The organism is Terriglobus sp. 2YAB30_2 (genome assembly GCF_052114765.1).
Lineage (GTDB): Bacteria > Acidobacteriota > Terriglobia > Terriglobales > Acidobacteriaceae > Terriglobus.
Window position 1 is genome coordinate 1 of record NZ_JBFRFJ010000021.1, and the last position, 24,650, is coordinate 24,650.

A 24,650-nucleotide genomic window follows, 5' to 3' on the forward strand; every position below is an offset into this window, starting at 1 on the left:
GCCCACATGACCCGCTCGGCCTGGCAACAACCCTTCTATCCGATTCCACTGAGCATCGGTCAGCTCGTAGCGCAATACTCCCATGCAAAAACTGCAACAAAAACTCTCCCGCAGCGGAAGTGAATATGTCGATACGCCCTAGCAACCAGCAACTTGTCGTTGAACTTCGCTACAAGCGTAGTTCAACGACAGTGGCTCCCTGACCGCCCTCGTTGTACGGAGGCTCGGTAACGTTGGCTACGTGTGGATGTCGCCGCAGGTAGTCGCGCAGGGTGCGGCGGAGGATGCCCATGCCGGTTCCGTGGACGACGCGGATGGAGGGCAGACCGGCGAGGAAGGCCTGGTCGAGGAAGCGTTCCACTTCGTCCTGGGCTTCGTCGGCTGTGCGGCCGATGACGTTGATCTCGCGTGGGGTAATGTCGGGATCGGTCTGCATCGCTACCGTCACGCCGCCCTTGCGCTTTGCCGCCTGTAACGGCGTCTCGGCAGGCGCTCGTCGCACCACTTCGGCGATGTCGTCACGCTGCACCCGCATCTTCATCGGTCCCATGCTGACCTCGAAGACATTCGAGGAAACCTCGCGGTCGACACGTACCTCGCGGCCCAGCGTGCGCAGCTTGACCGTATCGCCGACGTTGATCGACTTCACCACGTGCGGCTGCGCGTTCGGATCCTTCTTGTCGGCGCCGCTGATGTGAGCAACAACAGTTGCATTGAACTGTTCGGAGAACTCGCGCTTCAGCCGCGCCAGCCGGCGCTCCGTCTCCTTGGCCAGCTTCTGGCTCGCTGCCTTGTCGGCGATCGCTCCGGCAGCCTCGCGCATCTGGTGCTCAAAGTCTTTCATCAACGAAGCCAGCTTGCCCTCGAGCTCGCGCGCCTTCTGCCGCTGTTCGTTGCGGCCCTCTGCTTCCAGCCGCTGCTTCTCGCGTTCCAGTGCGAGCTCGCGTTTGCGGAGTGCTTCGCGCTCTTCATTGGCCGCGGCGAGCTGCATGTGCAACTGGTCGATGAAGCGGCCGATGTCGGCAGTCTGATGGTCGAGCTGGTTACGCGCAGCGGCGATGATCTCCGGCTGCAGGCCGATGCGCTGCGCGATGTTGATACCGGCGGATGCTCCAGGAATCCCCATACGCAATGTGTACGTCGGAGCAAGCGTCTCTTCATCGAAACCGACCGCTGCATTAACCACGCCCTCGTTCGTGGCGGCGTAGATCTTCATGGAGTTCAAGTGAGTAGTCACCAGGCTCCAGGCGCGCATACGCAGAAAGTGTCCGCTGATAGCCACGGCCAGCGCCGCACCTTCCTCGGGGTCGGTCGCCGAGCCAAGCTCGTCCAGAAGCACCAGCGAGGAGGCATCGGCCTCACGCGTGATGCGATCGAGGTTGGTCATGTGTGCCGAGAAGGTCGAAAGATTGCGCTCGATCGACTGGGCGTCACCAATATCGGCATAGACCGCTGCGAAGATCGGAAGCTTTGCCTCTTCGGCCGGCACCGGCAGACCCGCCTGCGCCATCAGCGCAAGCAGGCCAACGGTTTTGAGGGAGACGGTCTTTCCGCCGGTGTTCGGTCCGCTGATGATCAACTGTCGCGCTCCGTCTTCCAGCGACAGCGATAGCGGAACTACGCTTCCACCTTCAGACTTCAACCGCAGGTCCAGGAGCGGATGCCGCGCCGCCTTCACCGCAATCTCATGCTCGACGAACTCAGGACGGACACAATCCAGTGTCTGCGCGAAGCGCGCACCGGCAAAGAGAGCATCGAGTTCCGTTAATACCTCCGCACCTGATTCGAGCGATGCAGCATGGTCGCCTACGGCGCGCGTCATCGCGACCAGGATGCGATGCACCTCGGCCTGCTCTTCATCCAGAAGACGCAGCAATTCATTGTTGCTTTCGACGGTCTCCAACGGCTCGACGAAGACAGTCTGTCCGCTGGAGCTGGAGCCATGGATAACACCCGGCACCTTTCGGCGCTGTTCGGTCTTGACCGGGATCACGAAGCGTTCGCCCCGGAGCGTGATCAGCTCTTCCTGGGCTGCTCCGGATTCACTGATGGCGCGCAGGCTGCGGCGTAGCGATTCCTCAATGGCACGATGCTGGCGTGCGATGGCGTTGCGCAGCCGCGCCAGCTCCGGTGAGGCATCGTCACTCAGCGAGCCGTCGGGCTCGATCTTGCCACGCAGGGCATGAAGCAACGGAGCGAGGTATGCCTGCGTTACCGGAAGCGAGATCTCCGCGATTGCCTTCCATGGCTCTTCCAGCTGCGCGACGGCGCGCCACTCTTCCATCAGCTCTGACAGCGCCAGTACCTGAAGAAGCTCTGCCGGCTCCAGCGCAGCGCCCGGAATCCGCGCCTTCTCCAGCATGGAGCCTGGGGCAAAGACAGCAGTGAAATAGAACGCAGCGCCGGTTGCGAGATACAGCCTAACCTCGGCGATACAGTCCTGCTGCTGTGCGATCCAGGCGGCATCGGTCGAGGGCTCGAGGGCAAGCACACGCTCGCGTCCCGCTGCTGAACCCGTCAGACGCGCCATCTGTTCCCGCAGCCGCTGCCACTCCAGGGCCGCCGCACTCGTCTCGCGTAAGATACTCACTTCTCTATGGTAGATGCGTTGGGGTAGATGCGTTGGGGTAGATGCGCTGGGGGTAGATGCGGTCGACCAATAGGCGTTGCGCGCATGCACAGTCAGCTCCGGGTGCGCCGGTATTCGTACCTCAATCCGATGCAAACCTTCTTTGCCGGAAACCGGTTGGAAGCTCAAAAGATAGCGGTTTGGCAGATGATTGGCGAGGATGGCCATCTGCCGCTCCAGATCGGCTTTGTCGTCGAAGCGGAGGTATTCTCCGCCGGAGAGCGAAGCCACCTCGGACGCCGCATTCTCCTGTAAGGCTCGGAAGGCCATTCCCAAAGGCTTACCCAGATCGAGCGTGTACAAGACAGGTGGAACCAGCGGCGACAGTTTGTATGGAGGATTCACGTAACGATCGCCCTTCAGTGAATCCATCAACTCGGTCTTCTCCGGCGAGAACGTTAGAGAGTAGATCTCAACGTTGTTCTCGCTCATCCTGCGCAATACCGTGTCGACCGGTGTCTTACTAGCGGTGTCCTGCGGCTGGCTGAGCAGCAGGACTACCTTGCGCGTTGCGGGCGGCAGTGCGGCCAGCAGGTCGATGCCGGTGTTTACCGCATCGAGGATTGCGGCGCCGTGATCGCCGGGCTCGGGTGAGGCGATGGCCTCGTGCAGCTTGCCGACATCGTGGGAGAAGCGCAGCATCCCTTCCGGTTTGCTGTCGAAGGTCAGCAGGCCGAAGCTGCGGTCGGCTGAACCGGTCATGTAATCGAGCATGGTCTCCAAACCGCGGTAGTTACGGAACTGTCGCGGCGCCCGTCCGCCGGTCTGCATCACGATCAGCACCGCCAGGGGCTGCGACGAGCGATCTTCCAGATGGAGATTCATCGCCGTACCGTCGTCGGTGAGGGCGAAGTCCTTTGCGGTCAATGGCTCCGGCAGCAAACCGTCTTTGTCCGTCACCAGCACCGGTACAAGGACAAGCGTGGCCTCACGCCGAATGACCGGCGCATCCTGTGCCAAGGCTCCAGTCATAAATCCCAACAACAGAATGCAGAGGCTGCTGCAACGCATGATCATGAAACGCATCGGCCGCTCCATCGTGAGCTTCGCCTATAGTGCACGGGAGTAGAATTCCCCGCAACGGAACTCGTCGTCTCTTCGCTGCGTATCTCTGACTGGTTCAAAAGGAGGCGCGAACAATGACCTGCGCTACCTGTGGTTCCCCTACTGCCGCTGCCGGCGGTTTCTGCTCCCGTTGCGGAGCTCCTCAACCCGCTGCACAAGCTACCTCTCAGCCTGGCGCTGCACCTCAACCCGCGCCGGCCGGAGTTCCGATGGCTTATGGCGTGCCTTACATTCCGCGTGTGCCGCGGCACCTGCAGACCCTTGCCGTGCTGTGGGGCATCTTCGCCGCGTACCGCGTCGTCAGCGTCTTTCTCGGTCTGGCGTTCGCCAACGTCATGATGCGCTCGCACTTCTTTGGCTGGAGATCCTCGCCGCTGCAGATGCCCTTCTTTCATGCCATGATGCCGTTCATCTTTGCCACCACCTTGGTGATGGCCGGAGCGGCCGCACTGGTCTGCTGGAGTCTGCTGCAACGCAAGCCCTGGGGGCGCGTGCTTGCCATTGTTTTTGGCGTGTTGGCGCTGCTGAAGTTTCCGTTCGGTACCGCGCTAGGGATCTATACCCTGTGGGTGCTGGCGCCTTCTGCTTCGGGTGTTGAGTATGACGCGATTGCGGTGGATTGACTAGTTGCCGGAGTTTTCGCGTTGTCATCCTGAGCGTAGCGAAGGACCTGCTTTCTTGGCAGGCACCGAGATCGGTGGCTCAACTAGAAGCAGGTCCTTCGCATACGCTCAGGATGACACGACGTGGTGGGGAGACTGCTTTGGACTCAAGACACCAGCAACCAGCACTTACGAACTGCTGCGAAGCAGCCTCGCTGCTTCTTTTGCAAAGTACGTAAAGATAAAGTCCGCGCCGGAGCGGTGGATGGCCAGCAGGCTTTCCAGGATGGTCCGCTCGCGCTCCAGCCATCCCTTTTCGAAGGCTGCGCAGAGCATGGAGTATTCGCCCGAGACCTGGTAGGCGCCGATAGGCACCTCGAAGCGTTCGCGGGCGGCGAGGATGATGTCCAGGTAAGCGCCCGCTGGCTTCATCAGGATCATGTCCGCGCCCTCCATCAGGTCCAGCTCAATCTCGCGCATGGCTTCCCGCGGATTCGCCGCGTCCATCTGGTAGGTCCGGCGATCGCCGAACTGCGGCGCAGAATCGGCAGCCTCGCGGAAGGGCCCGTAGAACGCCGAAGCAAACTTGGCCGCATAGCTGAGGATGGGCACCTCGGTGAAGCCTTCGATATCCAGTTCTTCGCGAATGGCTTCGACGCGGCCATCCATCATGTCGGACGGCGCAACGATGTCCGCGCCCGCCTTCGCGTGTGAGACCGCGGTCTTCGCCAGCAACTCGATGGTTGCGTCGTTGTCGACGTGATAGTGGTCGCCCTCACGCGCGATGATGCCGCAGTGTCCATGCGAGGTGTACTCGCACATGCAGACATCGGAGATCACCAGCAGCCCATCCAGCGCACGGTCGGCCTTGATGGCGCGGATCGCCCGCTGCACGATGCCGTCCTCGGCGTAACCGCCGGTACCGGCTTCATCCTTGCTCTCGGGCAGGCCGAAGAGCAGCAGACCGCCGATGCCGAGCTTTGCGCACTCATGCGCTTCCTTCAACGCCTCATCGATGGAGAGGTTGAAGACATCGGGCATGGAAGAGATGGGCTTCCGTACACCTTCTCCTGGACAGATGAAGAGCGGATACAAGAGCATGCCGGGACGGAGATGGGTCTCACGGACCAGCGAGCGCATCGCCGCGGTACGGCGAAGACGGCGCATTCGGGTGATAGGAAACTCCATACCTTAGATTTTAGTGGCTCGTCTGGTTGGTTAGTTGAATGGTTGAATAGTTGAATGGTTCCACCAATCGGCTGAGGCCGCAGCCTCACCATTCAACTATTCAACAATTCAACGATTCCACCGTCTTTAAGAACCGTTCCGCTCAAACCCAACCGCTTTGCTTCCTGCAGATACCAGAAGATCTTCGCAGCGGCTGCCTTTGGCTCCAGACCGCCGTAGCGGATATTCGAGATGCAGTTGCGGTCTGCGTCGGTCTTTCCTACACGCGGATTCCAGGTCAGGTACGCTCCCAGCGAATCTGCCGATGACAGCCCTGGCCGCTCGCCGATCAGTATCAACGAGCACTTCGCTCCCAGGCACTCACCTACTTCATCCGCGACCGCAACGCGAGCCTGGGTCAGCAGGACGATCGGGGCCAGAGCCCATCCGGCAAGCATCGGCAGCAGGGCAGCCAGTGTCTCAACCGCGTGCCGTTCTACTGCCAATGCCGACAATCCATCCGCGACCACAATTGCGAGGTCATGTGCTCCGTGCACGAGCTGGGTGCGAGAGGCGTCGCTCAGCTTCCGCCCCAGGCCGGGGTTTCGAAGATACTGTGCCCGATCGGGTGCAGATGTGGTTAGCTGCAGCACCTGTGAGACACCTGCCTCCTGCTGCAGGCGCAGTGCGAGACTCGGAAGATGCAGCGGCACATGGACGGCATCGCGTGCCTGTGCGTGCGCCAACTGGAAGGCCAGCACCTCGCTGGTCGCGAGGCTCACACCGGTGGATGGCAGCGCCACTCGCGCCGGTGTGTAGCGACGTAGCGTGCTCAGAGCTTGTGTCATGCACCCCCTCCGGCAGTGAGATGCAGAGGACTTGCCTCTGCCAACCTTGCTGCATGATCGCCCGCGAGCCAGGCTTCAAACTCCGGCGCGGGCTTCAGGCCGAGCACCTGCCGCAGATAGAGCGCGTCGTGAAAGGAGGTGCTCTGGTACTGCAACATCACATCGTCCGCTCCAGGGACGCCCATGATGTAGTTCACTCCTGCCGCGCCCAGCATCGTCAGCAGGGTGTCCATGTCGTCCTGGTCGGCCTCGGCGTGGTTGGTGTAGCAGACGTCGCAGCCCATCGGCAGCCCCAGCAGCTTGCCGCAGAAGTGATCTTCCAGGCCCGCGCGCAGGATCTGCTTCCCGTCATAGAGATATTCCGGCCCGATAAAGCCGACGACGGTATTCACCAGTAGCGGCTTGTAGCGACGTGCCACGGCGTACGCCCGGGCCTCGCAGGTCTGCTGGTCCATGCCGTGATGCGCCTCGGCGGAGAGTGCCGAGCCCTGCCCGGTCTCGAAGTACATCAGGTTCTCGCCGCCGCGACCAAGCTCCCGCACCATTGCATGCGCCTCATCCAGCATTGCCAGCGTGATGCCGAAGGACGCATTCGCCTTCTCTGTTCCCGCAATCGATTGAAAGACCAGATCCAGCGGAGCTCCGCGCTCGATGGCTGCCATCTGCGTGGTCACGTGCGCCAGGACACAGCTCTGCGTGGGAATGGCATACCGCTCCCGCACTGCATCGATTAGTCGCAGCAGGGTCGCGGTGGTTTCCACATTGTCAGTGGCGGGGTTGATGCCGATGACGGCATCGCCGGAACCGAGCAACAGGCCATCGAGGATCGATGCCGCGATGCCGACGACGTCATCCGTTGGGTGATTCGGCTGCAGCCGCGTCGAGAGTGTCCCTGCCAGGCCAATCGTCGTCCGGAAGCGCGAGACCACCTGGATCTTACGTGCTGCAGCAACCAGGTCCTGGACCCGCATCAGCTTGCTGACGGCGGCAACCATCTCGGGGGTGAGGCCTGTGGCCAGTCCCGACAGGACGTCGCTTGTCGCTTCGTCTGACAACAGCCAGTCGCGGAACCCACCCACGGTCAAGCTGCTGACCGGAGCGAAGGCCACAGGATCGTGGCTGTCGGCGATCAGCCGCGTCACCTCATCCTCTTCGTAGGGGACAAGGGTTTCTTCCAGAAAAGTACGCAGGGGAAGATCGGCCAACGCCATCTGCGCGGCGGCGCGTTCGACGGCCGAGCTTGCAGCGACGGCGGCAAGCTCATCGCCGGAGCGCAATGGGGTCGCCTTCGCCAGCAGATCCTTCAGATCGCGAAAACCGTAGGTCGTACCGCCGATGGTGTGTTGCAGTTGCACGATTGCCCCGAGTGTAGCAATGCGGCTAGAGCATTTTCCCTGTTGCTAGGTAGCCCGGAGGAGGTGTGCAGCGGCGTTTTCTTTGCGGAAAACGCCCATAGATACAGAAACCCTACTCTACACCTACAGGGAAAATGCTCCGTCGCCCTGGTTATAAACCGGCGTTACAGGCAGACCGCGGTACCGCGTACTCCATCTGCCGGACCACTGAGACGCATGGCCTGCCACAGCTTCCACGCCGCGGCCAGCGAAGCTGCGACTAAAGCTACTCTGAGCCCCATCATGATGCCGAACTGAATTCCCGTCTCTGTCTCGGCAGGGACGCCCGCAGTGATGGTGAACAACGCCTCTCCTGGAAGTACGAGGAGCGCGAGCGCCACGACAGAGCACAGGTCAGCCGCCACATAGAGCAAACCAGTCCTTCGGGCCGAATGCCGACTGCCGATCGCAATCGCCTTCAGTACAAGCCGGGTAAGCAGCAGCGCAGCGATAGGCGCAAACATGCGGTGCCAGATGGGTGTGGCTTCGATGTGGAAGAGACGGGCTGCGGGCCCGAAGAATAACAGTACGGGGAAATGCGGCACCGCCACCAGCCATAAGAGCGCTGCTGCATCCGCGATCAGGTCCACAATCGGATACTTCGGCGCGACGCCATGCAGTACAGGCCGGGGCTGCTCTTGCAGCAGCTTCATCGGATCCCATTGTGCCGTAAGCCGCCTGGCTCCGACGTAGTGCGTTACACCGTAGTCCAGACCAGCGAAGACGGCGGTGGCTACCGCCCAAAAAAGAAAGAGCACATACGGTACCACGCCCAGGCGGTACATCAGGCTTCCAGATTCGGGGCTCACAAATGCCAGCATCATCTGAGTCGCGAAGGCAAACAGAATCACCAGGGGAGTTGCGCGTTTGAGYGTGTACCAGTAGATCCCGAACAGTGGACCGATCAGCGCCCGCTGCGGCTGGTAGCGCATCGCCACCTCGAACGGATGTCCATGTGCCCGCAACGTTGCGGCCTGTTCTTCCAGCGTCAAGGGATGCCCGAACTCTTCCTCACGGTCTTCCATGGCATCCAGCAGATTCGCACCCAGCTCAGCCAGGATGTCGTTCTTGCGGTGGGTGGGGAGATGCTTGCCGACGGCTGCGAGGTACGGCATCAGTAGGGCAAACGTGGTGGATGGATAGATCGGTTCGGTCTTGGGCTGGTTCATGGCGGTCACTCCTTGGTGACAACAGCAGATGAAGCAAGAATCCGTGCGGACGAGCTAAGAATCCGTTCCAGGGCAGAGCTCAGCCCTACGTACTCGGCGAGCAGCTTTTCGAAGACTGTGACTCCGGCTGCTGACAGGCGATAGAACCGCTTGCGGCGTTTGTCTTCCTCGCGCCACTCGCTGGTGAGCAGACCCTGTGTCTCCAGCCGCCGCAGCAGCGGATACAGCGTGCTCTCTTCCATCTCCAACCCGCGCTCGGCCAGCGCCTTGCGCAGGGTGTAGCCGTAGTGCTCCTGCTGCAGCGCCGCCAGGACGGCCAGCACTAACGAGCCGCGGCGCAGCTCCAGCGTGAGGCTTTCGGCAACTTCGGGGTTGGGGAGAATGGTATTCATACCCTGTACACCACATACTGTGTCATGTACAGTGTGTGGCGTCAAGTACTTTCCAGAGTTGAAAACGTACGGTACGGGTGGTCGGAAAGGCCGCGCCGAAAATTAGCAACGCGGCTCGATTCAGAAGTTGAAAGTTGAAGACGTAACTTTCTCGACGGGACGTTATCGAGGTTGCACGCTGAAACTGGAAGGCATTGATGGCACGGAATCTATAGCTTGCACTACTGTACGGCTTCAACTTTCAACTTGGAACTTTCAACTCTTCAGGTCAGCTTCACTCCCGTGAAGCCACTGCCGGAGATCCCGTCGCAGAGTTCTTTCCAGGGACAGTCTTCGCAGGCTGCGCGGATGTCTCCATTGCGGAAGGCGGTGCGTAGCATGGCCAGACGGGCGCCGGTCAGCTCCAGAACGGCTCCGGGAACAACCGGCTCTCCCAGCAGGGGAGAGAGCTGCCGGGCTGCTTTCTGGTCGCGTTCCAGGACGCTTTCGTTGAAGCAGTGGCAGTCGCCGCCGGCGACCAGAGGGGCGCAGATGTCGTCCGGGCCGGAGACGATTTCGACCGGCTCACCGCCGGCAGCAAGCTGCCGGATAAGCCGGTCGAAGTTCGCAATAAACTCCGGCGAGTAGCCCTCGCCCTTGTACGTCAGCATGCACAGCAGATGATGCGGACGCAGACGAATCATGAGATTTCCTGCCTTCAGGCTGCGGGCTTGAAGGTACGCCGCGCCGCCATCACCGTAGCGGTCGCCAGACCGGCCTTCACCAAAGCGCCGACGACGAAGGGCATCACGCCCGCGGCGATGGCCTTGTTCCAGCCCACCAGAGTGGCCAGCCATGCGGCTCCCATACCCAGGTTGATGACGTTGCCCGTCAACATTGCGCCCAGATTGGCGGCAACGCCGTTGATCCACTTGCGGTCAGTGAGCCAGCCGATAAAGGCAGCCGTCACCGGGAAGCTTGCGAGGTAACCGGCAGTCGGTCCCATAAACACGGCGACACCGGCCGCGCCGTGCGCCAGCACCGGCAGCCCGATCACTGCTTCCGCCAGCCACGCCAGCACGGTAATGGTTCCCAGCCGCGCGCCGAAGAGAGCTCCTACCACCAGCACCGCATAGGTCTGCATGGTGATCGGCACCGGGAACATGGGCACGGCCAGCCACGACGAAGCCGCCAGGAAGAGTGTTCCCAGAGCGACCTTTACGACGGAGCGGGTCAGCGTGTTGGTTCCGGCATCAACGAACGGAGAGAGGCGAGCGCGAAGTTCCATGGGGATGATTGTCTCTCTTTTCCCCGGAAGGGGAAAGAGGTTGAAGACGTACGGTAGTGGTGTGGGAGACAGAGTCGTCACACGATGCCGTATTCATGGCACAGGGAAGTTGAAAGTTGAAGACGTGCTGCATGGGTGTGGGAGATAGAAGTCGCCACACGATGCAAAGACACAAAAAACGGTTCGCGCATAGCGCGAATACCCATGTCCCTATGGGGACCTGGGGCACCCGGTGTATGGCTTGTCTGAATGTGTCGGCACACCCAGGCCTCCACCGTCGTACGTCTTCAACTTTCAACCTGGAACTTTCAACTCAAAAGATGGCGGCCCCGGAACACATCCATGTCCCGGGGCCGTGTTTTGCAGACAAGGCCCGTAAGCCGAATTCTGTTCTAGACGGTCATTCCTCTAGGCGCCGCATTACTGCGGACACTCAACAGCAACCTACCCGCGAGTTTCGGCCCTTTGCGGCGAACCGCATCGGGAACCCACCTTAACGTGCCGGGCCGGCACGCGATGGCCCCATTTGGGTCTTGAGCCATCTCCCCGCCTATTTGGTCTTGCTCCGTGTGGGGTTTACCCTGCCACAGCCATTACTGACTGCGCGGTGCGCTCTTACCGCACCTTTTCACCCTTACCCCGGTTACCCGGGGCGGTATCTTCTCTGTGGCACTAGCCGTCCTGCACCCTTGACGATGCAGTCCCGGACGTTATCCGGCACACTGCCCTGCGGAGTTCGGACTTTCCTCTCCCAGCCGAAGCCGGCAGCGACCATCCGGCCCCATCTGCTCCCTTCATTCTAGAGCGTTTTCCCGTTTTCATCGCGAAAAACGCCCCTGGAATGAGGAAGCTCTGGAATATACCCACCGGGAGAGCAATCCAACGAAACTTCTGCCGTGTTTCTGACGTACCCTTATCGAACAAAGATCACCCACCCATGGAATTCCGCGAAGCCATCAAGATCGCCCTGCAATCGCTGTGGGCCAATAAGCTCCGTTCCATACTCACGCTGCTCGGCGTGGTTATCGGTGTGGGCTCGGTGATTGCTGTCGTCACCCTGGTCAACGGCGCCAACGTCTACGTCGCCGAAAAGATCTACCGCTACGGCGCCGACGTCTTTACCGTGAGCAAGCAGCCGCGCGTCATCTCCTCGTACGACGAGTACTCGAAGTTCCAGAAGCGGAAGATCATCCGCCTGGAGGACTACCAGTTCGTCATGGAGCACTGCCATCGCTGCCAGGCCGTGGGCGCACTCCAGAGCGCGACCGGCAAGGTCGTCTCCGGCACACACTCCACCACTGATACCGACATCCGCGGATGGACCGCCTCCATGCCGCCTATGTACAACCTCAACATTGTGTCGGGGCGCAGCTTTACACCGACGGAGGAGGAGCACAACTCGCACGTCGCCATCATTGGGACCGACATTCAGGACAACGTCCTCGGCGGCAATGACCCGCTCGGGCAGGAGATTCGCGTCGATGGGGTTCCATACACGGTGATCGGTGTTGGCGAGAAGCAGGGCAAGAGCTTCGGGGCCAGTCAGGACAACTGGGTCGCTATCCCCATCACCGCCTACCAGCGCAGCTACGGTACCGCGAAGACCGTCACCATCTACGCGAAGGCCGGATCCACGGGCGAGCCGCTGAACGCCGCCGTGGAAGAGGTCCGCACGTTGATGCGCAGCGAGCGCCACAACCGCCCGGGCCAGGAGGATGACTTCAACCTCGACACCAACGACAGCTTCGTTGGCCTGTGGAACCAGATCGCCGGCGGCTTTGAAGCCGTGGCCGTCGCCATTGCCGGTGTCTCGCTGGTGGTCGGCGGCATCGTCATCATGAACATCATGCTGGTCTCGGTTACCGAACGCACGCGCGAGATTGGGGTCCGCAAGGCGCTTGGAGCCAAGCGGAACGACGTGATGCTGCAGTTCCTGATCGAGAGCGCGACACTCTCGCTGGTCGGCGGTGTCTTTGGCGTCATCGGAGGCATCGGTGTCGCGCAGGGCGTCACCGCGGCCCTCGGTTTCCCTTCATCGCTCGCCGTCTGGAGTATCTTCGCCGGCCTGTTTGTCGCCACCGCCGTCGGTCTGTTCTTCGGCGTCTATCCCGCAAGAAAGGCAGCCATGCTTGATCCCATCGTTGCGCTGCGGTCGGAGCTCTAAATGAACCTTGGCGACTTCAAAGAGACCGTTACTATGGCGCTGGACACGCTGCGCGCCAACAAGCTGCGCAGCGGCCTCACCATTCTTGGCATCGTCATCGGTGTCTCCACTGTGATTCTGATCTCGTCTGTGATCAATGGCCTCAACGGCCAGGTCTCGGACGCGGTCGCCAGCTTTGGCACCAATGTGCTGTGGGTCTTTCGTTTCGAGTTCGGCTTCGGCCGGCCCTCGACTGAGATGCTGACGCGCAAGCAGCTGACCTACGAAGACGCCATGGCAATGAAGGATCTGCCGCACGTCGCCGCCGTTTCGCCGGGCCTGCGCTATACCAACTTCCAGTTCAACGAAGGCAACGTCACCGCCAAATACAAGAGCCGCAAGGTGCAGTCGGTCTCGATTGAAGGCGATACCGCCGCCGTCAAAGACGTCTACGACTACAACATGACGGCCGGGCGCATGTTCACGGACACAGAGGAAGAGCGCGCCTCCGACGTCGTCGTGCTAGGGCACGACACGGCCGCGGGCCTCTTCCCCGGCGAAAATCCGCTCGGCCAGGAGATCTCGCTGGAAGGCCGCTCCTTCACGGTGATCGGTGTGATGGACAAGCAGAAGTCGCTCGTCGGCGGTGGAAAGAATCCGCAAGACAACTATGCCTATGTTCCGCTGAATACCTTCCACAAGCTGCATCCCGAGGTGCTCGACTATTGGGTCAGCGTGAAGTACGACGACCAGAAGAACCGTTCGCTGGTCGAAGACGAGCTGCGCGACATGCTGCGCCGCCGCCGTAAGGTGCCGAACAACAAGGACGACAACTTCGCCATCTTCTCCTCAGACTCGATCACACGTCTGTGGTCGCAGATCACGGGCGGTCTCTTCGCCCTGATGTTCGGCCTCTCCTCCGTCGGCCTGATGGTCGGCGGCGTTGGCGTGATGAATATCATGCTGGTCTCCGTCACCGAACGCACGCGCGAGATCGGCGTACGCAAGGCCATCGGAGCCACCAAGAAGACGATCCTCTCTCAGTTCACGCTGGAGGCGATCACGCTGTGCGCGGTCGGCGGCTTCATCGGCATCACCGTAGGTGGCATCCTCGCCAGCCTGCTTCACTTCATTGTCCCGGTCAGCATCTCGCCGATCTGGATCATCGTCGCCTTTATCGGCTCCTGCGGCATCGGCCTGGTCTTCGGGATTTACCCGGCGTGGAAAGCTGCGAATCTGAACCCCATTGACGCTCTGCGCTACGAGTAGCGCAGAGCAGTTGCTGGTTGCTAGTTCCTGGTTGCTAGTTCGGCCGAGCTGCATTAGTGACAGTCAAAACAACGCCCGTGGGCAGTGTTGCGCAAGAAGGAAAAACGGATCGCGCAAAGCGCGATTCATCCCACTCATGCTACGCATGAATGGGGCACCCAGCTTCGTGGCTGCCAGCGCGATCGCGACGCAACTAGGAACCAGCAACCAGCAACCAGCAACCAGCAACCAGCAACTCGTTTCTCTCCGGACCAATTACCCTAACCATAATGGCTCTCGGGATCGCGATCTTTTTCGCCCTGCTCACGCTGGCAGGTATTGCCTTTTCGCTTCTGGCCCTGTGGGGCACGCGTGACTTTGTCCGTTTCTGGCGGACGGCCAAGCGTCCGGAGTTTGCTCCCGGCGTCACGGTGATGAAGCCGCTCAAGGGCGTTGACCCGAAGCTGTATGCGGCCTTTGCCAGCCACTGCACCCAGCAATATGCTGGACCGGTGCAACTGCTCTTCGGTGTCTCTGACATGGGCGACCCCGCGGTTGCCGAGGTACACCGGCTGCAAGCCGAGTTCCCTGAGATGGATATCGTGCTGGTGCATTGTCCGTTGCGTCTGGGCACCAGCGGCAAGGTGAGCAACCTGGCGCAGATGCTGCCGCATGCACGCCACGAGTACATCGTCATCAACGATGCGGATATCGTCGTCTCGCCGCGCTACCTGGCTCGTGTTCTCTCGCCCTTCGATAACGTCCGCATCGGCATGGTGACCTGTGCCTATCGCGTCGTCACTGCTGCACGCGGCGCGACGCTATGGGCGAAGTTTGAAGCTCTGGGCGTCTCCTGCGACTTCATTCCCGGTCTGCTGACTGCACGCCGTTTGGAAAAGGGTATTCGCTTCGGGCTGGGCGCTACGCTGGCAACACGCAAGCGGATTATCGAAGAGATTGGAGGTCTGGAATCGATTGTGGAGTATCTCGCCGATGACTACGAACTCGGGCTTCGCATCAGCCAGGCCGGATATAAGGTCGTGCTCTCCGATGAGGTGGTCGACACCTCTGTACCGCAATACGACGCCTCAGGCTACTGGACACATCAGCTCCGCTGGTATCGCACCGTGCGTGATGCCCGTCCCGGCGGCTACTTCGGGTTGCCCACCACATATTGCGTTCCGTGGGCGGTGGCGACCGTCATCGCCAGCGGCTTCGATCTCTGGAGTTTTTCATTGCTCTCCATGGCTCTTCTGGCCCGTATGACTGTTTGCCTGACGATCGGTGTCGGAGTGCTGCGCGACGGCCAGGTGTTGCGTGACCTCTGGGTCATCCCCTTCAAGGACGTCGCCTGCCTTCTGCTTTGGCTCTTCGGACTGCTTGATGACACCATCGAGTGGCGCGGCGAACGGTTCAAGCTGGATAAGGGCAAATTGATTCGAGCAAATTGAATCATTCAATTATTCAATGATTGAATGATTCAGTTTTCATTGCGTAGTTCGCGATCAACAGCTTTCCGCCGCTCTCGATTACGACGACGTAGTCTTTCCCGAGGAATGCCGGGACCTTGCCACTCTCGGCCCATAGGAAGATTCGTTGCGGGCTCTTCCACTTCGCTTTCAGCGAAGCCTCGTCTTCGAAGATCTTTGGAGCATCGGTGAAGAACGAGCCGTACCAGAGGTTCGCGCTGTGTCCTTCGAAGATATGGATATCGTTCCTTTGGAGATAGAAGCCCAGCGTCGATCCGGCCTCGTACTCGCCGTGGATCACAATCAGATCGTTCGGTTGGACTTCGTCTTTGATGGCATCCGCCAACTGTTTGGAACTCAGTGCCGGAGCGAAGAAGCGGAGTCCCGTATGCGCCGCCAGCAGGAAGGTGAAAGCTAACGTCGCGATCCAGAGGTTTGAGTGATGCGGTTCGAACTGCCGCCGCTTCCACCATGCCATCGCGCTACCCACACCGAAGGCGATGGCGGTCAGACCCAAGGGGCCGGCGAACATTCCCATTGCCGCCGCGTTCAGGTCGAGGAAGTGCCCAAACGACAGGGCGTAGTCACCAGGATTCTGCTGCAGCAGGGATGCAATATCAGTGCCCGGAGCAGGCTGTTTTGCATTCAGCAGAAGCAGGCCGCAGGCCAGCATCACCACGACGCCGATGACGAACAAAGCCGTAGCGGCACGCTGCCCGGCAGCGACCAGTGGCTGGGGAACAGCAAAGCTCTCGGCCTCCGTTGCTTCATCGTGCATCCACCATCCGATCAGTAGCGCCAGAGCGGGCAGTACAGGGAGCACGTAGTACTCCTGCCGGGTGGAGAAGCTGAAGAAGAGCATCGGCACCGCCGCCCACACGGCAAGAAACAGCTTCGCCCGCCCGGCTTCTGTCCGTTCCCGCAGCCGAATCCGCTTCAGAGCCGGGAACAGAAACACCGACCAGGGCAACAGCCAGACCAGCACCAGCAGCCAGAAGAGCCAGAGGGGCACGGTGTCATAGTCGCGCGGCACGCGCAGGTTCATGTACCGCAGCACGTGCTCGTTCATGAAGTAGAACCAGGTCCACCCATGCACATTGCCCAGCGTAGGCTCCGGGACAAACCAGTGTCCGTTCAGACGGATAAGGCCGCCGGGATGCCCCTGGCTCGGGTTCGCCCGCGCGATCAGAACATGCCACGGCGCCGCCACAGCCAGAAAGACCAGCAGCGAGCTGATAGGCCGAAGCTGCCAAAGGCGGACCAGCCCCCCTTTCACTCCGCGCGTAAGCAGCAGATAGGCCCCGCCGATGAGGATGGGAAAGACCATGCCGATCAACCCTTTGGTCAGAACCCCCAGGGCGCAGCAGGCCGCGAAACCCCAGCACCAGACCACCGGCTGGGTGCGACGTTGCCCGCCCCATCCGTGCTCCGCGTCGGTGAAGTCGATCTTCTCCGTCTGCCAGAAACAGAACATCGCCAGCGTCAGCCACAGGCAGACCGCTACGTCAGGCAGCAGGATCCGGCTGAAGATGAAGATGCCGAAGCTCGAGAGCAGCACGATCGCCGCGTAGAACCCGGAGCGCTCGTGCCCAGCCAGCAACCGCCCAAATGCCCAGGCAGCCGCAGCTAAGCCCAGCACCATCAATGCCATAGGAACTCTGGCGGCGGCGGCATAGGCCCCGAACAGCTTTATCGAAGCCGCCATTGACCAGTACAGGATCGGCGCCTTTTCCAGGTACCGGATGCCGTTGGCGTACAGCGTCACCCAGTCGTGCCGCTGCACCATCTCGCGCGCTACCTCGGCGTGGACCGAGTCGGCATCGTCCAGCAAAGGTGGGGTAAATAGCGTAAAACTGCCATAAAAGACAGCCCAAAGGGCGAAGAGCCACAGCAGACGTCGGGTAGAGGGGGCGATCTCACGCATGGCTTCCCTTCAGTGTATGTGTGCCGCATTACTCTGCCTTTAGAGCAGTTCTCCTAATGATGTGGCGTTGGATAAATCAGTGAATGCCGTTTTCTTCGCAGGAAAACCGCGCAGACAGCCAGAACTTCACCCCAGCGAACGAGTTCGCTGGGGGCCCCGATACTCCGCTCTAGACTTTTAGGAGAACTACTCTACGGCCGGGATGGTGTAGCCTCAGGCTCGGATGAAGTTGCGCAATGACAGTCTTTTGGCCAATGTCGAAGGTCCCCCGACCGAGCTGATCTTCGGTGACTGGTACCCGGCGCTCCGCAGCGATCTGCTGCGCAAGGGAAAGACCACGACCTCGCTGCTGCTGGGTGTTCCGCTGCTGCTGGGACGCAAAAACGACGGCCGCATCTTCGCCATGCGCGATCTCTGCCCCCACCGCGGCATTCCGCTTTCGGCCGGCTGGTTCGACGGCGAACACGTCCAGTGCAAGTACCACGGCTGGAAGTTCGAGCCCTGCGGCGGCCAGTGCGCCGAAATCCCGTCGCTGACGCAATTTGACACGCTGCAGCCCGGCAAGATCTTCGCCGGAGCCTATCCCTGCGTGGAGCAGGACGGCTACGCCTGGGTCTACGTCCCCAAACCGGGCGAAAACCGGGTGCCTGCCAGCCTGCCGCCTGTCCCGGAGCTGCCGAAGTTTGGCCCCCGGTTTACGACAGCGCATCTGCAGGCGGACCTGCCGTGCAATGTGGACCACGGCATCATCGGCCTGATGGACCCGGCGCATGGCCCCTTTGTGCACCGTGCCTGGTGGTGGCGTAGCGCCGCGAGCATTCACGAGAAGACCAAGCACTTTGAGCCGATTGCGGACGGCTTCCGGATGTCGCCGCACACGCCCTCGTCGAACTCGGCCCCCTACAAATTAATAGGAAAACCGGAAACGACAATCGATTTTTCCCTGCCGAACCGGCGATTTGAGACGGTGGTGGCCAGAAAGAACGGCGAGATCACCCACTGGTTCGCCTCGCTGACAACGGTTACGCCGGTTACCGCCTCCACCTGCCGGATCGATGTGATTGCGGCCTGGAGCATGCTGACCTGGTTGCCGATCGTGCGGCCCATCGCCATGTGGTTTGGCAAGCGTTTTGTCCGCCAGGACCAGGAAACGATGATGGAACAGGCGGAGGGTTTGCGTTTCCGGCCGGCTATGATGCTGATCGACGACGCCGACAAACCTGCGAAATGGTATTTCGCCCTGAAACAGCGGCGGCTTTCTGGCGAGGGAGAACATCCGCTTCCGGGTCCGGTGGAGCTGCATTGGAGGAGCTGACCTATCAAAAGATAGGGCTCGACGCCTATGGTGAACCCCACAGGTTGATTCTTTCCGCAGGTCGCGCTTAAATCCGCGTCAAATGCATGTAAATCTTGTGTCAGGTTAGTTTGACGCGGGATATGCACATTGCTAACATAGAAGGCGAGCCCCTCTGCTCTACGAGACCAGCGGGGGGACCCTGCAACAACCGATTCGCTCCTGCCTGCCGAGCCTTCCTCTGGGAAGTGTGACAAGTAGTTGAGCCGGCCCCCAAGATGCTGCGGGCTGACTTGATGTCCTTGTCGGAAATTAGCAGGTCGCGTGAATCCTGGCCTCGGGAGTTTTCGTCCAATGGTTGAATCCCAAACTCGTCCAATGGCTGAACCCCAAAATCCTTTAACAGAGAGCAAAACCCTGAACACCGAACTGGAAACCCTCACCCCTGAAGAGACGACCGCCGTTGCGGCCGCCACCGAAACCACTCACACCACTGATGTAGCCGATGAGCACGATGTCGACTACGACATGGCGGACTTTGCTAGCGCGCTCGAGAGCTTCGACCGCGAGCAGGCAGCCGAAAAGGAAGCAGCCCAGTCGGCTATGTCCGACGACACCATCACGACAGGCACCGTGGTGAAGATCACCGACAAGCATGTCGTGATCGACATCGGCCTGAAGTCCGAGGGTCTGATTCCGCTGGATCAGGTTGTGGATCACACCGGCGCGCCGAAGTTCAATATCGGTGACACGGTGGACGTGGTTGTCGAGCGTGAGGAGTCCGAGGGCGGCTATTTAGTCAGCTACGAGAAGGCACAACGCCTGCGCGTATGGGACGAGCTCGAGAAGGCTGCCAATGAAAAGACCATCGTCACCGGCACCGTTCTCGGCCGTGTGAAGGGTGGCCTGACCGTCGACATCGGTATCAAGGCATTCCTGCCGGGTTCGCAGGTTGAGATCCGCCCCGTCCGTAACCTCGATGGTTATGTGGGCCATCCGATCGATGTCCGCGTCATCAAGCTGAACAAGAAGCGCGGCAATGTGGTCGTCTCCCGCAAGGAGATCCTGGAAGAGGAGCAGAACTCCAAGAAGTCTGCCACGCTGGAGACCCTGGAAGAGGGCGCAGTGCTGACCGGTGTTGTGAAGAACCTCACCGACTACGGCGCGTTCGTCGATCTCTCCGGCCTGGACGGCCTGCTGCACATTACTGACATGAGCTGGGGGCGCCTGACGCATCCGCGCGACCTGGTACAGGTTGGCGATGAGATCCAGGTCAAGGTTCTGAAGTTCGACAAAGATAAGCAGCGCGTTTCGCTCGGCTTCAAGCAGCTGACGCCTGATCCGTGGCTGGACGCCGTTGAGCGTTACCCGATTGGCGCCCAGGTTCGTGGCCGCGTTCTCTCGGTAACCGACTACGGCGCGTTTGTTGAGCTGGAGCAGGGCATCGAAGGTCTGGTGCACGTCAGCGAGATGAGCTGGTCCAAGCGCCTGAAGCACCCCTCCAAGCTGGTCAAGCCAGGTGACGAGGTCGACACCATTATCCTCGCAGTCAATCCGCAGGATCGTCGTATCTCGCTGGGCATGAAGCAGCTGCAGGAGAATCCGTGGGAGCAGCTGGACGATAAGTTCCCGGTGGGCTCCACCGTTGAGGGCCGCGTCCGCAACCTCACCGACTTCGGCGCCTTCATCGAGATCGAAGACGGCATCGATGGCCTGGTGCACGTCAGCAACCTGAGCTGGACCAAGCGCGTGAAGCACCCCTCGGAAGTTCTGAAGAAGGGTGAGAAGGTCAAGGCTGTTGTTCTCGGCGTCGAACCGGAGAACCGCCGCCTGTCGCTCGGCATCAAGCAGCTTGAGCCCGATGTCTGGGATACCTTCTTCGCGCAGCACCGCTCTGGTGATGTGGTGAAGGGTAAGGTTCTCCGCACCGCACAGTTCGGCGCCTTCGTTGAGATCGCCGAAGGTGTCGAGGGTCTGTGCCACGTATCCGAAATGGTCGACGATTTCGGCGCACCCGCACACCTCGAAATCGGTGACGAGCGCGAGTTCAAGATCGTGAAGATGAGCCCGGAAGAGAAGAAGGTTGGTCTGAGCCTGCGCGGTATCGGCGACGACGCCAGCCGTGCAGAGGTCGAGAGCTACAAGTCCAAGGCCTCCGCCTCTTCAAGCACTTCCAACTCTTCCAGCACCACGCTGGGCGATCTGATCAACTGGAAGCGTAGCGAGCGCGAGTAACTCATAGACACGCTCTCTGATAAATAGAACAGCCACCCTTCGGGGTGGCTGTTCTGTTTATGCTGGTAACGACACTCGTTGCCCCATTCTTCGCGGAGCGAAGGGTGGGGTATCGCGCTACGCGCGACCGTTTTAGACTTTTGCCATGCCAACAGGTTTGAAGCGTCATCACGATACCGGCTTTTCCCACTTCATCACCTGTAGCTGCTATCGACACATGCCGTTTCTCGGCAGAGCAGAGGAGCGAGACCAATGTCTACGCATCCTTCGCGAAACGGCCGAAAAATACCAGGCCCGGTTGCGCGGCTTTGTGATCATGCCGGAGCACATCCACCTTATCCTCGGTGAACCTGAAGCCGGATCGATTGCAACTGTCATGCAGGTGGTCAAGCAACGGTCGTCGAAGATGATTCGGAAAATCAGGCCAGACCTGTTCCCAACTCTTACCTCACGCGCTGGAGCGTCGGCCACAATCCCCGTCTGGGAGACGCGGTACTACGATTACTTGATCCCGAACCCCGACAAGTTTGATGAGAAGCTGGCTTATATCCATCTGAATCCGGTCAGACGGGACTTGGTCGATAAGCCAGGAAAGTGGGTTTGGAGCAGCTATCGGGAGTGGGAAGAGCTGTCCGCTCAGCCGATTCGTTATGTAGAAAGCGATGAAACTTCCGGAGGCACAAGATAAAAGCGGTCGCGCACAGCGCGATACCCCACCCTTCGCGATGAAACCGCGAAGAATGGGGCAACGAGTCTTGTGGCTTCAAAGACGCCCGGGGCAGAGATGCATTAAATCCGGGAGAGCTCTTCGAGGTAGGCCTTGAGGACTTCGCGATTCAGCGTGAGGAAGCCGCAGCGGCCTTCGCGACGGACCTCGATCAGACCTGCGGCTTCGAGCTCCTTGATATGGTGCGAGAGAGTAGGAAGGGTGATGTCCTGGGTCTCCTGCAGCTCACCACAGGTCATACAGGTCTCGCGGGCGGAGAGGTCTTTCAGCATCTGCACACGACGCGGCTCGGCCAGAGCGCGGCCAATCAGCGCGAACTCTTTGGGCGTGAGCGTGACCTTCCGGGATGTCATAAAGCGATTATTTCATCTCCCGCGAAGGCGGCTGAGTTGGCGACGATCACGTTTAGAAGGCCGGCCCTCGTGCTGGAACTCAAAGACAGGCATGGACTTGCGCGCTTCGGCGACAAGAGCGCGGGCGGCTTTGCTCTCCTCACTCTCCTGGTAAAGCGCCTGAGCGGCAGCGGCGGGTCCGCGCACTTCACTGAGAGCGAGGACGGTCACCTCGAACGTACCGCCATCGTTGGTGATGCGCAGCCGGTCACCTGGTCTTACCTCTCGTGCGGGCTTAGCGGCCTGCCCGTTGGACAGGATGCGACCAAGCTCACAGGCTTTGACCGCGAGAGAACGGGTCTTGAAGAAGCGCGCGGCCCAAAGCCATTTGTCGATGCGCACATGCGCCGGAACTGCCATAAGAAACATTCTCGCGCGCCGAAACGTCATTCCGCCAGAGCATTTTCCCTGTAGCTGTAGAGTAGGGATTCCGCATCTATGGGCGTTTTCCGCAATGAAAACGCCGCTGCACTTATCTTCCGGGATACCCAGCAACAGGGAAAATGCTCTAGTGATGACAAGCCAAACCTCCACACCCTATGCCATGATCGATTCTATGAAGCACGTTAAGCACGCCGCAGTTGCTGCAGTTTTTTGTCTCTCTGCTCCGGCCTTCTCGCAAGTCGTACCCAGCACGCAAAGCGTACCGAACTCGAAAACCGCATCGACTCCCGCCCAGCCGACGCGCCCGACCGTGAATGAGCAGGTGACGGTGACGGCCTCGCGGCAGGCCCTGTCACTGGATGCCGGCGCGTCCAGCGTGCGCGTGCTTTCGAATGAGGATCTGGATCGCACTCCGGGCTTCACGCTTGATGACCGCTTGAAACAAGTGGCGGGCTTTCAGCTCTTTCGCAGGACGTCGTCGTGGGTCGCCAACCCCACATCGCAGGGCATCTCGCTACGCGGCCTGGGATCGACCGCGGCCTCGCGCACGCTGGTGCTAAGCGACCAGGTGCCGTTGAACGATGCTTTCGGCGGCTGGGTGCACTGGAATGAGGTACCGCGGATGGCGCTGCAGCAGGTGGACTTAATGCGGGGTGGAGCCTCTGACTTGTATGGATCGTCTGCAATCGGCGGAGCCATCAATGTCACTCCTGAAGAGGCCGGACCTCTGCGCTACGGTGCGTCGATCGAGGGCGGTGGATTGAATACAACCGACGGTGATGGCCTGCTGACGCTGGCCAAGGGACCGTGGAGCGGTTTGGGAGCAGTCACACTCTTTCAGACTGACGGATATAAGTTGACGGCTCCGGCAGCGCGCGGCCCAGTCGATGTACCAGCCTTTGTCCATTGGCAGAGCGGACGTGCCGAGATGCGGCGCCGGTTCACGAATGAGCTCTCGGGATTTTTGCGCGGCAACCTGCTGAATGAGAACCGCGGCAACGGAACTCCGCTGACGACGAATGCAACCCGCCTCTGGCGCTACACCGCCGGCAGCGACTGGAACTCCGCTAATCATGGACGCGCCTTCCTGCGGCTTTATGGAGCGGAAGAGAACTACCGCCAGAGCTTCAGCACGGTGCTCGGCGGAACAGCACGCAGCTCAGAGCGTGTGGTGCGTACGCAGAGCGTTCCTTCAGAAGAGCGTGGCTATGCCGCGCAGTGGGCGCGTGGATTCGCCGGAGCACCCGTAACCATTGCCTTCGGTTCGGATCTGCGCGACATCCGCGCAACCAATATCGAGACGCCCTACAGCACCACCGGCGTGGCCCAGGCACAGATCAACACGCGGGCACGGCAGCGCGATAGCGGAGCTTACGCGCTTGGCGTGTGGCAGCCGCGGCACTGGACGCTGCAGCTCTCCGGACGGTATGACCGTTTCTCCATCATCGATCCGAGGCAGATCTCGACACCGGCAGTAACACTGACCGGACGTGGCGAGAATGTCTTCAGCCCGAGGCTGGGTGTGGTGCGCGATATCGGTCGCGGCGTCTCGCTGACAGGATCAGTCTTCCGCGCCTTCCGTGGAGCGACACTGAACGAGCTGTATCGCACCAGCACCGTGGGCACGACGACAACGCTGGCGAATCCGGACCTTCGGTCAGAGAAGGCAACGGGATTCGAGCTGGGTGGCAATGCGACGCTGGCGCATGATGTGCAGCTACGCGCCTCAGGCTTCTGGACGATGGTGAACCGGCCGATCACAACTGTGATTCAGACTCAGACCGCAACAGCCACCACCGACAAGCGCTTCAATGCAGGCCAGCTTCGCAGCCGCGGCATGATGCTGGAGGCGCGCGTGCATCCCATCCGCCCGCTGGTGATCACAGGAGCGTATCAACTCGCGGTTGCAACCGTGACACGCTTCGATCAGCAGCCGCAGCTTGTGAACAAATGGGCTCCACAGGTTCCACGCCACTCCTTTACGCTGACCACCACAGCAGAGAGCAAGCACATCGGACGGTTGAATGTGGTGACGTATGTCAGCGGACGCCAGTATGACGACACGCTGAACACTTTGAAGCTGGGAAGCTATGCGCGCTTTGATGTGCAAGCCGAGCGGGACTTCGCACGGCGCTTTACAGCTTCAGTCGCAGTTCAGAATCTGCTCGACCGGTCGATCGATGCTGGACGGACGGGCGTACTGACATTAGCTGCACCACAGACGGTGACGATGCGACTGGCGATTCATGGCGCAAAATAGTTGATTGGTTGAATTGTTGAATAGTTGAATAGTTGAATGGT

At 60.4% G+C, this 24,650-nt stretch carries 19 protein-coding genes and 1 other RNA gene; 8 read left to right on the forward strand and 12 right to left on the reverse strand.

Features of this window, described 5'->3' with window-relative positions; all coding sequences use genetic code 11:
• Positions 1-169: 169 nt before the first annotated feature.
• Entirely contained in the window at positions 170-3,655 is a 3,486-nt protein-coding gene (locus AB4Y89_RS21900; protein ID WP_442303070.1) for an endonuclease MutS2, read from the reverse strand.
• Positions 3,656-3,768: 113 nt separating this feature from the next.
• On the opposite strand from AB4Y89_RS21900, the gene AB4Y89_RS21905 reads away from it, so the two are divergent.
• Positions 3,769-4,317 carry a hypothetical protein gene (locus tag AB4Y89_RS21905; protein ID WP_442303071.1) on the forward strand — a complete coding sequence of 183 codons (549 nt, stop codon included), beginning with the start codon at positions 3,769-3,771 and terminating at the stop codon, positions 4,315-4,317.
• Between the two features lie 168 nt (positions 4,318-4,485).
• Here the strand turns inward: AB4Y89_RS21905 and hemB are convergent, their stop codons facing one another.
• From hemB to rnpB, 8 genes are all read right to left on the reverse strand, one after another.
• Positions 4,486-5,484, reverse strand: a complete 999-nt coding sequence (gene hemB, locus AB4Y89_RS21910; RefSeq protein ID WP_442303072.1) for a porphobilinogen synthase — start codon at positions 5,482-5,484, stop codon at positions 4,486-4,488.
• Positions 5,485-5,576: 92 nt separating this feature from the next.
• Positions 5,577-6,311: an ethanolamine ammonia-lyase subunit EutC gene (eutC, locus tag AB4Y89_RS21915; RefSeq protein ID WP_442303073.1), complete on the reverse strand. Its 735-nt coding sequence runs from the start codon at positions 6,309-6,311 to the stop codon at positions 5,577-5,579.
• Positions 6,308-7,666: an ethanolamine ammonia-lyase subunit EutB gene (locus AB4Y89_RS21920; protein WP_442303074.1), complete on the reverse strand. Its 1,359-nt coding sequence runs from the start codon at positions 7,664-7,666 to the stop codon at positions 6,308-6,310. The genes eutC and AB4Y89_RS21920 overlap by 4 nt, the downstream gene beginning before the upstream one ends.
• A gap of 164 nt (positions 7,667-7,830) precedes the next feature.
• Positions 7,831-8,874 carry a hypothetical protein gene (locus AB4Y89_RS21925; RefSeq protein WP_442303075.1) on the reverse strand — a complete coding sequence of 348 codons (1,044 nt, stop codon included), beginning with the start codon at positions 8,872-8,874 and terminating at the stop codon, positions 7,831-7,833.
• A 5-nt stretch (positions 8,875-8,879) separates the two neighbouring features.
• Positions 8,880-9,266, reverse strand: a complete 387-nt coding sequence (locus AB4Y89_RS21930; RefSeq protein ID WP_442303076.1) for a PadR family transcriptional regulator — start codon at positions 9,264-9,266, stop codon at positions 8,880-8,882.
• Positions 9,267-9,529: 263 nt separating this feature from the next.
• The gene (locus tag AB4Y89_RS21935) at positions 9,530-9,949 is read right to left on the reverse strand and encodes a DUF1284 domain-containing protein (protein WP_442303077.1); all 420 of its coding nucleotides are present in this window, start codon (positions 9,947-9,949) and stop codon (positions 9,530-9,532) included.
• 14 nt (positions 9,950-9,963) lie between these two features.
• The gene (locus AB4Y89_RS21940) at positions 9,964-10,533 is read right to left on the reverse strand and encodes a biotin transporter BioY (protein WP_442303078.1); all 570 of its coding nucleotides are present in this window, start codon (positions 10,531-10,533) and stop codon (positions 9,964-9,966) included.
• Between the two features lie 360 nt (positions 10,534-10,893).
• Positions 10,894-11,320: RNase P RNA component class A (rnpB, locus tag AB4Y89_RS21945), an RNA gene on the reverse strand.
• Positions 11,321-11,470: 150 nt separating this feature from the next.
• Here rnpB and AB4Y89_RS21950 point away from each other — a divergent pair.
• From AB4Y89_RS21950 to hpnI, 3 genes are all read left to right on the forward strand, one after another.
• A complete protein-coding gene (locus AB4Y89_RS21950) occupies positions 11,471-12,697 on the forward strand; it encodes an ABC transporter permease (protein WP_442303079.1) in 1,227 nt (408 codons plus the stop codon).
• Positions 12,698-13,945 (forward strand): ABC transporter permease, encoded by a 1,248-nt coding sequence (locus tag AB4Y89_RS21955; RefSeq protein WP_442303080.1) that lies wholly within the window; start codon positions 12,698-12,700, stop codon positions 13,943-13,945.
• Positions 13,946-14,214: 269 nt separating this feature from the next.
• The gene (gene hpnI / locus AB4Y89_RS21960; RefSeq protein ID WP_442303081.1) at positions 14,215-15,375 is read left to right on the forward strand and encodes a bacteriohopanetetrol glucosamine biosynthesis glycosyltransferase HpnI; all 1,161 of its coding nucleotides are present in this window, start codon (positions 14,215-14,217) and stop codon (positions 15,373-15,375) included.
• 13 nt (positions 15,376-15,388) lie between these two features.
• On the opposite strand, the gene AB4Y89_RS21965 is transcribed toward hpnI, so the two are convergent.
• A complete protein-coding gene (locus AB4Y89_RS21965; RefSeq protein ID WP_442303082.1) occupies positions 15,389-17,317 on the reverse strand; it encodes an ArnT family glycosyltransferase in 1,929 nt (642 codons plus the stop codon).
• A gap of 223 nt (positions 17,318-17,540) precedes the next feature.
• On the opposite strand from AB4Y89_RS21965, the gene AB4Y89_RS21970 reads away from it, so the two are divergent.
• The 3 genes from AB4Y89_RS21970 (at position 17,541) to AB4Y89_RS21980 (ending at position 21,534) form a co-directional block, all read left to right on the forward strand.
• Positions 17,541-18,632, forward strand: coding sequence for a Rieske 2Fe-2S domain-containing protein (locus tag AB4Y89_RS21970; RefSeq protein ID WP_442303083.1), 1,092 nt, complete (start codon positions 17,541-17,543; stop codon positions 18,630-18,632).
• Between the two features lie 357 nt (positions 18,633-18,989).
• Positions 18,990-20,846 carry a 30S ribosomal protein S1 gene (locus AB4Y89_RS21975; protein ID WP_442303084.1) on the forward strand — a complete coding sequence of 619 codons (1,857 nt, stop codon included), beginning with the start codon at positions 18,990-18,992 and terminating at the stop codon, positions 20,844-20,846.
• 145 nt (positions 20,847-20,991) lie between these two features.
• Entirely contained in the window at positions 20,992-21,534 is a 543-nt protein-coding gene (locus tag AB4Y89_RS21980) for an REP-associated tyrosine transposase (RefSeq protein WP_442303085.1), read from the forward strand.
• A gap of 101 nt (positions 21,535-21,635) precedes the next feature.
• On the opposite strand, the gene AB4Y89_RS21985 is transcribed toward AB4Y89_RS21980, so the two are convergent.
• Positions 21,636-21,926 carry an ArsR/SmtB family transcription factor gene (locus AB4Y89_RS21985; protein ID WP_263416681.1) on the reverse strand — a complete coding sequence of 97 codons (291 nt, stop codon included), beginning with the start codon at positions 21,924-21,926 and terminating at the stop codon, positions 21,636-21,638.
• A gap of 12 nt (positions 21,927-21,938) precedes the next feature.
• Positions 21,939-22,325, reverse strand: a complete 387-nt coding sequence (locus tag AB4Y89_RS21990) for an RNA-binding S4 domain-containing protein (protein WP_442303086.1) — start codon at positions 22,323-22,325, stop codon at positions 21,939-21,941.
• A gap of 196 nt (positions 22,326-22,521) precedes the next feature.
• Between AB4Y89_RS21990 and AB4Y89_RS21995 the strand changes: the two genes are divergently transcribed.
• The gene (locus AB4Y89_RS21995; protein WP_442303087.1) at positions 22,522-24,609 is read left to right on the forward strand and encodes a TonB-dependent receptor; all 2,088 of its coding nucleotides are present in this window, start codon (positions 22,522-22,524) and stop codon (positions 24,607-24,609) included.
• Positions 24,610-24,650 lie beyond the last annotated feature (41 nt).